This is a genomic window from Shigella dysenteriae (assembly GCF_022354085.1).
GTDB classification, from domain to species: domain Bacteria; phylum Pseudomonadota; class Gammaproteobacteria; order Enterobacterales; family Enterobacteriaceae; genus Escherichia; species Escherichia coli.
Genome location: NZ_CP055056.1, coordinates 49384 through 63638 on the forward strand (window position 1 = coordinate 49384; position 14255 = coordinate 63638).

Here is a 14255-nt window from a genome sequence, read left to right on the forward strand (position 1 = left end):
ATCTTCCTGTATCAGTCTCCGCCCAGGGTTTTCTCTTTCTGCAGGGCACGAACCATATCCCGCTCCATCTGCTGCAGTCGCTCCTGCAGCAGATTTTCCCGGGCAACATCCCGGACCGCTTCCCGCACCCGTTGTGGTTCACGCAGTACACTCTCCGGCAGCGCGGCTTCCCGTTCAGATATGGCAGATCGGTCACGCTCCAGCCCGGCAATATCCCTGACAGCCTGCTCTGTTTTGCCGTCCGGCAGGTCAGGTTTGTTCTCTGCCATTTTACGGACAATTTCATCCGCACGGCGTTCCGTTTCACGGCGGATGGCCTCTTCAGCTTGCCGCTGTGCCAGTACCTCTGCCGTGACCGGTTCGCCATTTCCGGCTCCCGGCTGAACGCTGTTGTCCGGGATATCCCCCCACACGCGACCACCGGTGATGGTACCGGGATTCCACGGACGACCTTCACCGGCGATTCTTACCACCACACCGCTGTCAGGATTATCACGGGCAATCCGGACACCATCCTGCATATTATCAGCCAGCAGGCTCTCTCCGTTACGGCTGCCCTGCAGGGCCACGAACTGCGCATCCCCACTGCCTTTCACCCGGCCTTCACCACTGAAGCCCCGCAGCCCGTTTCCGTCATCCGTGGTCAGCGGATTCAGCCAGATACCAGCTGACTTGCCGTTACGGTCAAAAGCCGGCAGTGCCACATACGGCTGCGGATATTTGCGCCCGGGTGCAATAAACCGTGCAGGATTGTCTCCCCCGGCCAGCCCTGCCTGACGGAGAACGGCACGGCCGGCCGCCACGTCCCGCAGCTCCCGCGCCGTACTGAACAGCCGCTCTGCATTCATGACCTCCCGGTCCGATTTCGGCTCAAGCACATCGTGGGCAGTTCCTTTCTGTACGGCATTGTTAATGGCATCCGTCCAGCCCTGACGGTTATCGGTATACACCTGCACATGCTGCTTCATACGCGACAGGGCCACGTAGGCTGACTCAAAGCCGGCCATCTGTTTCCGGCTGCCTTCCGTACCTTCAAGCGCGATGGCAAAGGTTTCACTTGCCCCCTGCGCACCGTGGGCGGTGATGGCATAGGCCAGGTCAATATGTTGCTCTGCCCGCTCCTGACCGTGGCGAATCACCCGGGTCTGCTGTCCGTCCGACAGCGTGACACTGTCACCGGAAACCGCTGTCACCGTCCAGACGCTGTTGGCCACATAACCGCGCTCCCGGTCACTCTTCGTGAAGCGCATCCGGTCACCGGTTCCCACCCGGATGGTGTCCGGGGTGTACAGTGTGACGCCTTCAGCCACCGCCTCCCGGGGCGAAATCAGCCGCGTGTTACCTTCAGCATCCTGCAGGGTTATCAGCCCGTCATCCCTGCTGATACCGGCAATCCGGTGATACACATTATCCACCAGGGCAAGTGCGTCCCGATGTGTCTCCCAGGTGGAGAGACGACGCAGCTCCCCGTCGCGTATATTCGCTGTGTTCAGGACAGGCACCATGACCTGCTCTTTTCCCAGCTCACCGGCCTTTTCCCGTGCATCATGAATCATGCTGTTCAGCACGCGCCGGTCCTCATTCAGGTGCGTGACAATCAGCGTCTGCTCCCGTGCTTCCGGTGTTCTGCCGGTATAGTCGCGGACAATGGCTTCATACAGTGTCATGGGGACATCCGGGAAAGCCTCGCCTTTCAGCATCGCCTTCTGCTGCGCTTCTGCCAGTTTCGCTTCCTGGCTGTGACTGAACTCCATCACGGAGTGCTCCGGTGCCCATGCGCCCTCCAGACGTGGCACCTGAGACGGTTTCACACTCTCAAGCCCGGATAGTGCCCTTTCCACATCCCGGTTAATCAGGTTGTATACCGCCTCCCGCAGTTCCGGCGTCTGACGCACAATCTCCTTCATGATGGCCACATCGGCAGCACTGCGCGTCTGCTGGAGACGGAAAGGCTGACCGGGCGCGATGGCCTGCAGCTGGTCCGTGTCACCACTGGCCACGGCACGACCGCCACCGGCCGCAATCAGGGCGTATGCCCGTGCCATGTCGGTATTGCCCACCATTGAGCTCTCATCGAGCAGGAACAGCGTGTTGCTGAAATCCGGCGTTTCTCCGCTGCGCTGCTGCAGCTGCGTGTCATGCAGAAAAGACGCCAATGTCTGCGCATCCACGCCGGCGCTGCGCATCTCCCCGACCGCACGGTGTGTGGGACCCAGCCCAACGACACGGGGACGCTCACTCTCCGGCAGCATGTTCACGGCTGACATCACCGCCCGGAACTGTGTGGTCTTACCCACACCTGCATAGCCCTGCACCACCGTGAAGCGGTCGGACGTTTCCAGTATCATGCGGGTGGCGGCGCGCTGTCCTGATGTCAGTTTCTCCATGAGTTCGCCAGGTACTCTCTCCATCAGCGGCGTGACCGCCTCCTTACCTTCGAGAATATGGCGAAGAATGCTCTTTTCTGCCTCATACGACGCACGGGAAACCAGCAGGCCTGTGCCATAGTCTTTTGCCACATCCACATACAGTAAATCACCCCGTTTTATCTGCGCATCGATTTCCCCTCCCAGTTCAGTAAAACTGGTTCCTTCTGCAGCAAACGACTTCGCCTCTGTCAGCAGGTCCACCATGCTGAAGGCCAGGTTTTTACTTTCCAGCACAGGAAGGGCCAGATGAATGGCCTGCTGTGCCGGCGTGTGAAGCCCGGCTTTCTGCAGACTGATAGCGGTTTCCAGCAATGTCTCACCGGCACGCGCCTTTATCTGCTCAGAAACCACCGTAAAGGAGGGATGGCGGGCAAGTTTTTCCGCAGTACGGGTTTCATCTAGTGAGGAATACAGCCGGACATCACGACCGCTGCGGGCCAGACCGTTCAGGGTGGCGTTGTCCATTGCCATCTGTGTGACGGAGGCAAAAACCTTCGCACTGTCGCTGACGGAATGCCCGGGCGTTTCCACCCAGCCGCTCTCCAGCTTCAGTGCCGTGAACGGTGAATCAGCCACAGGCAGGGAGGCCGGTTCAGCCCGTCCCGGCACAACAACCGTCATCGCGTCCTCGCTGACGGATGCCACCTGCAGGAGGTCACCGCCGGAGACGCGGAGTCCGGGAATTTTCCCGGTCACCCTCAGACGCTCGCCGTCTGCCACCGGCATTTTTTCCGGCCGGAACAGCGACCAGCTGCTGTCCAGGGAGGAAATACGCACCACCTGCGTTTCACCCTGCGCATCCCGCAGGGTCAGGCTGTGACTCTGCGCCGTCACCCGGTCGATAACATAGCGGTCATGACTGCGTGTCTCCGGGTTCCACTGCTCCATCACCATCCCCGGACGGTACATATCCCGCAGATAACGGCTCCGGCTGTCCAGCCAGACCGGTGACAGGGCGGTCATGGTTACCTCCGGGTGTCCGAGCACGCCCTGTGTTTTCAGCTCACTGCGAATGGCCTGTGTCAGTATGGCCTGTTCCCGTACCCCGCTGACCTGTGCCACGCTCTCTTCTCCGGCTTTCACGCTGGCCGCAAAATCTCCTGCCAGCCGGGCATAGCGGACATTACGGTCCGGTTCACTGATGATGGTGGCCGGCCGCTGTTCTCCCCCCTGCCAGCGATATGTGTTCACCCCGGCATCTTTCATGGCCATCAGTGCACTGCCTGTACCGGTTCGCTGCCCGCTGTCGGTTATCAGGACCTGTACGTTATGACGTGCAGCACCGTCCAGCAGGGTTAACGTCTCTTTCAGGGAGAGTTTTTCGCCCTGGTCAACGATAACAGTATTGCCCGGCGTGAAGGCCATGCCCTCCTGCAGCTGACGACGTCCGGTTATCAGCTCACCGGACAGCCGTTCATCCTGCTTCAGGTTCATCTGCGAGCGACGGTCAGCGGCGATAATCTGCACCTCCCGCCCCTGCTCCCGGGCCATCATGACCAGCTCCGCCACCCGCTCACGCTGCCCGGCTGCACCGCCCTGCCCGGACACAATAGCCAGCGACGGGCGATCCTGTGCCAGAACACTGACCGCATCGCTGTAACCGGCCGTCCGGGGGACACTTTTCTCCGGATGTACGGTCACCCGGTTCTGTTTCATGATGTCACGACTGAGTGCCCGGACTGACAGCTCATCGAGCACATGAATCCCGGACGTGAACAGCCCCTTCTCACGATCGAGGGGGATAAGCTGCTCACGGCTGATGGCCTCATCGATACCGGCGCGTGCCCGTTCAATCACACCATTTTCCGGCGGCAGTATGCCGACCGTTCTGGCCAGCACGTCCGTGTACGTAAACTGCACTTTGCGTTCACTTAATCCGGCAATCGCCTGTGTCACCGCCTGCTGCACATCCGGCCCGTCCGGTGAAGCAGGCCCGGGCGCCTGCGTGCGGGTCTCCGCCCGTTGATCCTCCGCGTCACGATACGCCCGGATGTCGAACCCGGTTTCCCTCAGCGTCTGCATCCATTCAGCCATTCTGACTTCAGGATCGACGTGCTGTTTGGATTTTCGCGTATCCAGTGCCGCCACATCCCGGGATTTCAGCGAGGCATCTTCCCCGACGGCCTCCCGGATAGTCTGTGAGCGTCCGGAAAAGGCCTCCACCGGTACGCCCGGCATCTCCCACATACCGTGCTTACCCACCACTTCGGTTTCATAGCCCAGCGCCTCAACCTGCTCTTTCAGTTTTTCCCGGTAGAGCCTGCCAAAGGCAATCTGATTAGCGTACACATTCTCAATGAACCCCGTTTTCCCCACTTTGTCACTGCTCAGTGTCTTCCACTCACCGTTATGCTGCGTAACATTAGCCACCACCGCATGCGTGTGTAACTGTGGTTCCTGATCGCGACTGGTGTCGTGGTTAAACAGTGCCATCACCAGATTACCGGTCAGTACCGTTTCTGACTGTCCGTCCGTCATCACCCGTGTGGAGGCCAGCGCCTCCACCTGACGAACAGCAAAGTCCACGGCCTGGTTATGTGCATCAATCAGGCGCTTATCGCCACCTAACATGGCCATCATGGAGACACTTTTGGGGGCGGAGAAGGTCAGGTCGTAGCCGGGACGATGCTTATTACTGCCATCCTGCATGCGGCTTAGATCCGCTCCGTCCGGCAGCCTTCCCTCCAGAAGACGGGTAAAAACATCCTTATCGACACTGCCCTGCAGTCCCAGCTGTTCAGCCCCCCTGCCGGCCCAGCGTTCTCCCATGCTGCCCAGTACATAGTAATTATCCTTGTCGGTATAATAGTTACCGGCACTTCCGGCCGATCTGACCTGCGCGATACTCATCATCAGAAATCATCTCCCGGCTCAACATCCTCCCCACGCTCCCGGTGCACATTAATGTTCACCTCTTCACGACGCTGCATCTGCTGCTGGATGTCCGGATGATTTTCCTGTTGCCATGCCTCATAAGCGGCCATATCCACCACTTCACCGGATTCACTGATCCCGGGTGGCAGTTGCTGTTCCATCTCTTCTTCCGGTTTCATTTTCAGCTCCTGCTCGATCCCCCCTGCCGGAACATTCACACCTGAATCTGACTTCTTATCGTTTATGGCAGGAGACACCGGCTGTTGCGGCTGTTGCGGCTGTTCAGCCTGAGTCACGTCTTCTCCGGAAACAACTTCCGGCACATCCGGTTCGAAGAGGCTGGCCATCTGACGACCTTCTGCTTCCCTTGCGGCAAGTACGGCACTCAGACGGTTCTCCATTTCCGGGTTGATGTCACGCGGAATAAACTCAGGGGCAACCTTCGGACGTGCCTGATATTTCAGTGAGAGTTTTACTGCCGGATACGGTCCGGGCAGGGTGACATAACAAGTCAGATCCGGCAGAGACTGAATGTCGGAATAACTGACCAGCGTCTGGCGCTCCATATCCTTACCGGTCGATACCCCGTCACGTACCGGATCAGCACCGTAGGAATACTGCTCGCTGGCTTTCAGGTGCTCTTTCTCACCAATCTCACCGGCAGCGAACTCTGCAATCTTATGGCTGGGAGAACGGAAAAAGGCACGAGTGTTCATGACGTCAAACAGCGTGGCAGCCGCTTTCTCACCGTAGATATCTTCCAGCTGGGCATAGGACTGGATACCAAACACATAACAGCCACCGAACTTACGGGCTTCCGGCAGGATCTCCACCAGGTCCGGCAGTTTGTGTAACGTGGGTAGCTCATCACAGAAAAACCACACACGACGGTTACGGTTTTCTCCCATTGCCAGCAGACCACGAATGGCAATGGACAGCCACATGGAGATCACCGGCTTCAGGGAGGCATGGGTGTCGGCATTCGACGAGATAAACAGCCAGCCGTTTTTCTGATCTTCCCGGACACCCCGCATCCAGTCACGGATGGTAAAAGACTCACCGTTATGCTCAATCCCCTGCAGGTAACGGATGGCTTTCACGTAGTTGGTCAGCACAGCACGGATGGAAATCGCCGTTTTCTCAATTTTCTCTTCCACCAGGTTGGCCGCCGGTGAATTACGCAGGAAGGTACGCAGTTTTTCGATTTTGATGGAAAGCAGTGTGTCCACCAGTTTGCTGTAGCTGCGGTTGGGGTCATTACGCATCAGGTACGCCGCTTCCGCAAAAATGGTACGTCCTGAACCCTGCCAGAACGGGTCCTCTTTTGTGCCCATCGGGATCAGAGTATTTGCGGTATTATCAAAATCCGGCTGTGTCAGGCACTCCTTCCACAAATCCCAGGCGGCACAACGGGCATCCAGCGGATTCAGGATTTTATCGATGGAGGGATCATAGTAACTTTTAACAAATTCCCCTGAACGGTCATAAATCACCACCATATCTCCACGCTGACGGGCGTAGTTGGCCAGACGACGGATAACTTCCGACTTACCGGCCCCGACCGTGCCGTGCAGACAGAAGTTCTGGATTTCGGAATCCCGGATAATCGGCAGGTCGCCAATCCGTATATCGGAGTCCTTGCCGTCTTTTTTCAGCATCCGGGCAACGTCTTTCGGGTTCTCCGTCAGCTGACGACCACCTGTGACTTCATTTTCGCTCTGTTGTTTACCCTGACGCCCCAGAATCCAGGAGACAACAAAGAAGGTAATCAGGCAAATAACCAGTGCCACAACTGTAGCCAGAACGAATGCGGACCATAGCTGCTCTCCGCACCAGATCATATATTTATCATGCAGTACCTGAGCAGCGTTCATCCGGAAGGTTTTGCCGTAATACTGGATCTCATAGACCGGCTGGGACTTGATTAAATCCCGCATGCCTTCCAGCGTGGTACACCACCAGTAAATACAGCCGTTCACAAACGTCTGCCAGCTTATTTTTACCCATAAAACCAGACCAACGAGTATCCAGAAAAAAATAAACAGGCAGTAAAGCATGATATTGGCGATCTGGCTGAACATGCGGATACGCATGGACGCAATCTGACCGCCCTGGGTCATATCCTTTGCGTTAAAACTCATGATGATATTCCGAAGAAAAAAGTCAGTCGGACTGATTATTAATGATGAAAAGATTAATAACCGTTAAATTCCGGCTTCGCCGGCAACACTTCACGGTCGCACAAAGAATTTGCACAACCGCTCAGTGTTTTCATATTTATTTCGGAAACGCCGGGGAGAAATAAAATTTATTTTATTTCTTTCCGGGGTTGGACAACGAGCAAAGCGAGGCGTCAGTCAGGAGGCCGGTCAGACCAGCCTCCGGAAGATAATCAGAGAATATTTGCGATTGATTTGGCCAGCTGGTCTTCGAGAACAGGCTTCGCCTCTTCAAATTTCAGGTTAACCTTGTTCGCATTTGAGACCACACGGGTCTGGTATTTATGCTGGTTACCTGTTTCAGTACTGGTCTGAATTTTCGCACCTGATGTGCCCTGACGCAGGGCGGCAACATTATCCGTTGTCACCGTTGCCTTAGTACGCTCTGCAATCTGCACATCCGTGATCATGGTATAGTTCACATCTTCCACCATCGCATCTGCAGCCATACCCACCAGACCGGCAGCAAGGCCCACACCGAGTGTGGCACCGGCAGAACTGGAATTATATCCGGTGATACCGGCACCTAACGCTGCACCAACTGCTGCGCCCTCATAACCACGGTTCAGCCATCCCTGAGACTCCCGCAGATCCATCTTATCGGCCTTCAGCACATTCGCCTGAATCCAGTAGTAGGCTTTATCCGGAGAAGTCACCACCTGATATCCTTTTGCTTTCACAGCATCAGCAATTTTGCCCTGCAGCCCACTCATGTCTTTATCAGACGTGTTTTTGATCTGCAGAAATACCGTGCGTTCGCTGGCGGGTTCAAGCCAGATGGTCTCACTCATCTGAGTCTTCACCTCAAGGTTACGCTTCTTGATTGCTGTGCTCATCGCACCACACCCTGAAAGGGCCAGAGTGGAACTGACCAGTGCAACCATCATCAATTTTTTTGTTTTCATCCAAAATATCCTTTTAACTAACAGACTCTTTTTTGAACAGTCCTATTACTGAGGCTATAGCTGAGAGATTATAACGATTTATATCTATGGTATACACCAAGAAAAATAATATGAATGTAATCATTAGTGCAAAAACATATAAGATAGAATGCATAAACGAAACCATAGAAAAAACAATCAAAAACAACAAAATATATGTCTTACTCTTAGAATACATAAAATTTATTATTTTTGAATCCTTTCTGAAACTATCAGGAATCGCAAGGTATAACATCATTCCATTTGTAATAGCCACAAAAAGCAGGAACCCCATCATTCCACTAGCACATATATCAAAGCCAACATCCCTGACATCACTTTTAACCGATACTAAACGCAGAAAAGTTGGCCATAATAAAACCCATAAAAACACATAAGTTCCCGGCTTTATGACTTGTAATAATGATGGGATATTAACACCCTCTACAGAGAGTACCTCCTTTAGTTTTTGCATCTCCATTTTTATATCATAGTGAGTGATCATAATGGCCCCTTCAATCGTTCTTTCTTATCATCCACCATCTGTTTTAACGCATCTTCAGACGGTGTTGGCATTAATTTCTGTCGTTTATTTTCTTCATTATATCTGTTGTTTTGTTGAATTTCTTCCTGTTTGTGATTATTTTTTAACTCTGAATATTGTCTGTCTACAATATTTTCTTCGCCATGAATACTATTCTGAGTATCTCCGATATTCCCTTTATATTCTGTGACCATATTATCAACCTGATGTTTTACATCATTACGGATATTACTGTCCTGCGTTCTTTGATCAATAATGGCCTGATGCCCCTGATGGTCAGCAATAATATCCTGGCTGCCACCACCCGAAGGTACGCTCTCCATTCCTTTACCAATATCCCCACGGGATTCACGCCAGGCATTATCAACACCAGGCTGCACCTGTTCCTGAACAAAAGACCATGCCATCGCCCGACGGCGTTCTGCAATCTCCGGTGAACTGGTGTTTGTCAGAATAGCTTCGGCATCCTGCGGTGCGTGTTTCATCACATACTGTGCAAACTGTTGCGACAAATCTTCGCTCATCTGCCCACTCATGCTTTCAGTACGGGATGCCATTTCAGCATATTCATGGCTGCGGGTCATATTCGTCGTGTACTGGTCGTAACTCTGTTTCGCTGAGTTCAGGGCTGCAGACAACTGGTCCACGCGGGAATCGGCATTATTGTCAGTATGGCTGCCGGATTCACTGACTTTGCGACTGGTAAAGTAATCGCTGGCCTCTTTAAAGTCCTTACTGGCTTTAGCATCGATATCATGGCGAGCATCATGGGTAGCCCTGCTGCCACTACTTGCTGAATGTGAGTCATCATCCGTTGCATCCAGGCTCCCCTTAAATCCACCTCTGATGCCTACCCCACCACCAACACCAAGAATTTTAGGTTTAACCCCCCATTCAGCATGAGCATCAGCATACATTCCACCAGATAGCCTGGTACTTGTTGATGCCAGTTCCTGAGTCGCCTGCTCATTACTGATATTATGCGCCTTCGCATAGCTTTCCACTGCACTGCGCATACGGCTGGCCATCATGGAGTCCTGAGCACTCATCGTGCTGTCAGCACCACCGGTGACAGAATCACTGCTCCCCCGGTTAGAACCAAACTGACTGAGCGTGTTCCAGGCACTGGCAATACTGCTGCTGAACCCATGCAGGGCACTTTCTGCTCTGTTCGATGCTTCCCGGGCCATTTCCTGTTGTGCCGCCGCAATCTGACGCGTTGCATTGATGCCGACCGGTAACCGGGACATCGCTCCGCTTGCATCCATCACCATATTACCGTCACGGGTCTGTGTGGCGGTTGCGCCACTGCCGGTCTGGTACATCATCTGACCAAACGACGTGGTGCTGTTGGTGCTCCAGCTGAAGCCGTTAACATTCTCCGTCTGCATGTTGCCGTAGGAGTAATTACCGTCAACCACACTGCCTGCTGCACTGGCGGTCGGGCTGATAGCAGAGGAAGCGAAATGGCTGTACACACTGGAAAATCCTGCCCCGAGCCCCCTGACCATCATCCAGGATAATGGCGGGATCATCATGGAAAGATACCCGGCAGTGGAAGCCAGATCGGAGTATTTCAGCTGTATCTGTGAAATTTCCGAGAGCACCACCGGTGCACCATTCTGCTTTGCATAAAATGTCATGGCGCTGTTCAGAATGGCGTACAACATTGGCCATGACTGCAACCACATCAGGGCAAACACATAGCCTTTCAGGACGGACAGCGTCAGTTTGTTGAAGACAGCCGCCAGTACCAGGAGCGGGAAAATACCGATGGCGATCCCCGTCAGGATGGTCTGCGTCATGGGCAGTGTCCGCATCGCCACATGACCGATGGAGACATGTGCCAGACGTTGCTTCTCCATCGATGATGTGGTGGCCAGATTCACCAGGCTGGCCGAATCACCATTACGTGCGGCATAACTGGTGATCCCCTCCTTCAGCGCATTGATGGTGACATTCTGGCGGATGATCTGGCTGGCTGATTTACTTGAGCCATAGAAGTAACTGTAACTGTCGCCAATCAGCGTACTGAACAACAGGTTCGGATCAGGGCGTCCACCAAATAGCTGCTGGGCATAATAATGCCATGTTTTTCCGCCACTCTGTGTGTCCAGATTCAGCTTGTCTTTCAGCGAAACCGACGCGTCCTTACAGGTCACGAAATTATTATTGCTGTCATAAACGCCCCGCAGCGGACTGGGGCGGGAAAAAATCAGCGTGTAAGGATCAGCGGAGGCCATCAGTTCCTCCAGCGTGTATTTGTGGTTCAGGTAAATATCCCCCATCACGCAGTTCTGCACATAATCCTGGAAAAGATTGGCGATTTCCGGATTACGGGACAAAAAGTCGGTGCTTTTTGATACCAGTTCTGCGCCAAACAGCATCCCCGTTTTGCTGTAGGTGACACTGTCCGGTTGCGTGAAGATCATCTCGTAACTGGCCACCATTGCATGCCCGATACGGGTCGTCAGTGAAAGTGGCATCGCCAGTCCGACCGGCACATTATCCACCCGGTGAACTTTGACCAGGTCACTGTTATCAATAATCTGCACCGATGTGCGGACATTAACCAGCAGGCTGATAAGCACAAACACGGCCACCCAGCCCAGCAAATCCATCACGTTGTGCCGCTGTACCCACATTACGGCCACCGCGAGAACAGACAATGTGAGCGCAATTTTTTCAATGGAATCCCACGTCCGGGTCCCCATAAAGGCGGCAATGGCATTCAGGTTATTCCGCAACCACTCACCACCGGCAATCACATAAACTTCATTCACAGCGTGCTCCCTCCGAAGTGATAGTTGTTCTGGTAACGACTGAGCATGCGGGCGGAAAGCTGCTGACGCATGTAGCTCATCTGACGATCGACAACCAGCAGCGCATCCTGCTGTACCTGCACCTGTGACTGAAACGCCGCAATCTGCCGGGTGGCATCATTCATGTTGTCGTTAATATGTTCGATAACTGCTTCGTCATAATTTCCTGTGGCCACCATCGCCCGGGCCTGCTGTATCAGCTCCTGAATGTACTGCAGCAGGATGTCGTAACCGATATAGTCCGTCAGCTGGTAAATCATACTGTTGGAAACACCGAGCATTTGCGGGTCAACCAGGTATTTGAAGACGGGGATGGTGGTACTGGAAATAAAGCCTTTTTCCTTGTCATCCAGAGGCGTGTCACTGACCGCCTTGTTCTGAATGCTGGCCAGAAGTTTAGTAATCTGAGACTTCAGTGCATTATCCCGGCTGATGGTCACCGGTGTGTCTGCCACCACTTTCAGGCATTTATCAGAATCGTTGCAGTGATAAATTTTTGCTGTGCCGCCTTCCATCATGGCCCGGATAATTGAGCGGTCAGTGGTTCTGGCTGATAGCGGTGTGATTTCGCCGTTGGGACCAAACACCAGTGAGCCGGTCAGCGTCATCACAAATTCTTTCAGCTCTTTGTTGCCATCAAACATTCTGTTTTTGGAAAGCGCATTCCACATGATGTTGATGTTTTTGGTCACCCGCTCCTTATCCTTGTCGCTGGCTTTATCCCTGACGCTGTCAGATTTCCCGCCAACGGTACATCCCTGCCGGGAAGCCGCCCAGTCAGCAAAAATATTGCTCTCACCGGCAATGTCCTGACAGACTTTCTGCTGGGACACCTGCGTCCGGGGGAAAAGCCCGCCGATAATCCCCTGTGCAGCCTGGCAGGAACTGAGGTTCATACTGTTAATGTCGCTTGCCATTTTCTGCAGGAAGTCTTTTGCGGTTTTGATTTCCGGCACCGTTGTCTGCAGGGCAAGGTCAAAAAAGTAACCGGCAGCATTGCTCATAATCTGCTTAACAAAACGCTGCAGCTGCTCGCCATTAATAAAACTGAACGAACCGAGGTAGGCGTCGATGCCGCCACATCCGGCATTGATATCCGGCAGCGTCATGGAAATCAGCTGAACATTTTTGACCTGAGTACGGGCATACAGGGAGCCACCGTAAGCATAACCGGCGGCCTGCCCCTGCCAGACGCCCGGCTGTGTGGTATTGGAGGCGAAGCCCAGCTTGTTAAAGAACTGATTCATGTCGCTGTTCACATCCGCTGACGCTGCGGGTGTGACCGTCAGTAAAGCAGCACAAAGAACCAGAAGAGGTTTAATGCGTGGCATCATTCTTGCCCTCCCTTAATTTGTTCTCCCGGCGCATACGACATTTCAGCAGGAATATCCTGATATTTCCGTCCAGTCCTGCGGCTGTAATATATTTCAGACACCGAAATCCATCCCACAATTGCCCCCACAAAAAACACAACAGAAACAGAAAAGGTAAGGCACAGCGAAACGACAATTTCTACAGGGCTGGCGGGATAAAAAAGCCCCTGACGGATAAAGGGGATATTCAGGCTGACGATTATTCCCGTCGCGATGCCGGATATTCCGGCAATGAGTAACACCACCTGCTTATTTCGCACCTTTTTTTCCTCCGTACATCTGCAGAACGGTATCCATCCGCGCCATAAAACCGGCGGCATCCGTTGCCCCCTGTAAAAGCGGTAATGCCTCAAGCGTGTTGACGTTGACCAGGAAGGTGGTCGGTGTGGCCACCGGGATATTCGGGAAGAAGGTCTGCATCACGTCCGGTGGCACCGGTAATGCTTCCGGAAAGGCGGTATCCCCCTGACCATCCAGGGTGTAGGGAAAAACGGAAAAGCCGTACTGCTGTGCCAACTGCTTCAGTACCGGGTCAAACTGGTGACAGTAAGGGCAATGCCCCTGCATAAACAGCACCACCTTCCAGTCGGCCAGGTTAACCTGCCTGCCGTTGCTGAGGCGGAACCAGCGGGGAGCCGGCTTTTCTGTCCTGGCTGATGTGTCTGCTGCCGGTTGTGCAGGCTGCGCGGCCATGCCCTGCGGATTCCAGAGTCGTTCAATTTCATCCCGGGTGGAGGCCTGCACGGCAGCGGCTGCCAGCAACAGGGTGAACAACAGTGATTTAATGAGAGACATGTCTGCCCTCCTGCTGCCCTTCCATCATGGCCTGTTGTCTTGCTTCCAGCGCCTCACGCTCTTCCCGGCTGACACGGGCAATCCATGCATCCAGCACCTGGTATGCGCCGAACAGCACGAGAATGGCCGCAATCAACTCCGCCAGAAAAAAAGCCATCCAGGGTTTGCTGTAAACAAGACGGGCGACGATATGAAACCAGACACCCAGGGAAAATACCCACATTCCCGTAATATCAAGCCGGGGTAAAGAGAATCTGCGTTTACTTATCATGTTAA

General features: G+C 53.9%; 9 protein-coding genes. All 9 read right to left on the reverse strand.

All coding sequences use genetic code 11. The features are described 5' to 3' along the window. Positions 1-11: 11 nt before the first annotated feature. Positions 12-5282, reverse strand: a complete 5271-nt coding sequence (gene traI / locus HUZ68_RS24460) for a conjugative transfer relaxase/helicase TraI (protein WP_109954974.1) — start codon at positions 5280-5282, stop codon at positions 12-14. Continuing rightward, positions 5282-7444: a type IV conjugative transfer system coupling protein TraD gene (gene traD / locus HUZ68_RS24465; protein ID WP_001332348.1), complete on the reverse strand. Its 2163-nt coding sequence runs from the start codon at positions 7442-7444 to the stop codon at positions 5282-5284. The genes traI and traD overlap by 1 nt, the downstream gene beginning before the upstream one ends. 251 nt (positions 7445-7695) lie before the next feature. Continuing rightward, positions 7696-8427 carry a conjugal transfer complement resistance protein TraT gene (traT, locus tag HUZ68_RS24470; protein ID WP_000850424.1) on the reverse strand — a complete coding sequence of 244 codons (732 nt, stop codon included), beginning with the start codon at positions 8425-8427 and terminating at the stop codon, positions 7696-7698. Positions 8428-8440: 13 nt separating this feature from the next. Continuing rightward, positions 8441-8950 carry a conjugal transfer entry exclusion protein TraS gene (traS, locus tag HUZ68_RS24475; RefSeq protein ID WP_000628099.1) on the reverse strand — a complete coding sequence of 170 codons (510 nt, stop codon included), beginning with the start codon at positions 8948-8950 and terminating at the stop codon, positions 8441-8443. After that, positions 8947-11772 carry a conjugal transfer mating-pair stabilization protein TraG gene (traG, locus tag HUZ68_RS24480; RefSeq protein WP_001007030.1) on the reverse strand — a complete coding sequence of 942 codons (2826 nt, stop codon included), beginning with the start codon at positions 11770-11772 and terminating at the stop codon, positions 8947-8949. Before traG ends, traS begins: the two co-directional genes overlap by 4 nt. Continuing rightward, positions 11769-13142: a conjugal transfer pilus assembly protein TraH gene (traH, locus tag HUZ68_RS24485; protein ID WP_001137358.1), complete on the reverse strand. Its 1374-nt coding sequence runs from the start codon at positions 13140-13142 to the stop codon at positions 11769-11771. The genes traG and traH overlap by 4 nt, the downstream gene beginning before the upstream one ends. Continuing rightward, the gene (gene trbJ / locus HUZ68_RS24490) at positions 13142-13504 is read right to left on the reverse strand and encodes a P-type conjugative transfer protein TrbJ (protein WP_074149687.1); all 363 of its coding nucleotides are present in this window, start codon (positions 13502-13504) and stop codon (positions 13142-13144) included. Before trbJ ends, traH begins: the two co-directional genes overlap by 1 nt. Continuing rightward, the gene (trbB, locus tag HUZ68_RS24495) at positions 13434-13979 is read right to left on the reverse strand and encodes a type-F conjugative transfer system pilin assembly thiol-disulfide isomerase TrbB (RefSeq protein WP_000052614.1); all 546 of its coding nucleotides are present in this window, start codon (positions 13977-13979) and stop codon (positions 13434-13436) included. Before trbB ends, trbJ begins: the two co-directional genes overlap by 71 nt. After that, complete coding sequence (gene traQ, locus HUZ68_RS24500) at positions 13966-14250, reverse strand: type-F conjugative transfer system pilin chaperone TraQ (protein WP_000624110.1); 285 nt, start codon at positions 14248-14250, stop codon at positions 13966-13968. The genes trbB and traQ overlap by 14 nt, the downstream gene beginning before the upstream one ends. Between the last annotated feature and the right edge of the window lie 5 nt (positions 14251-14255).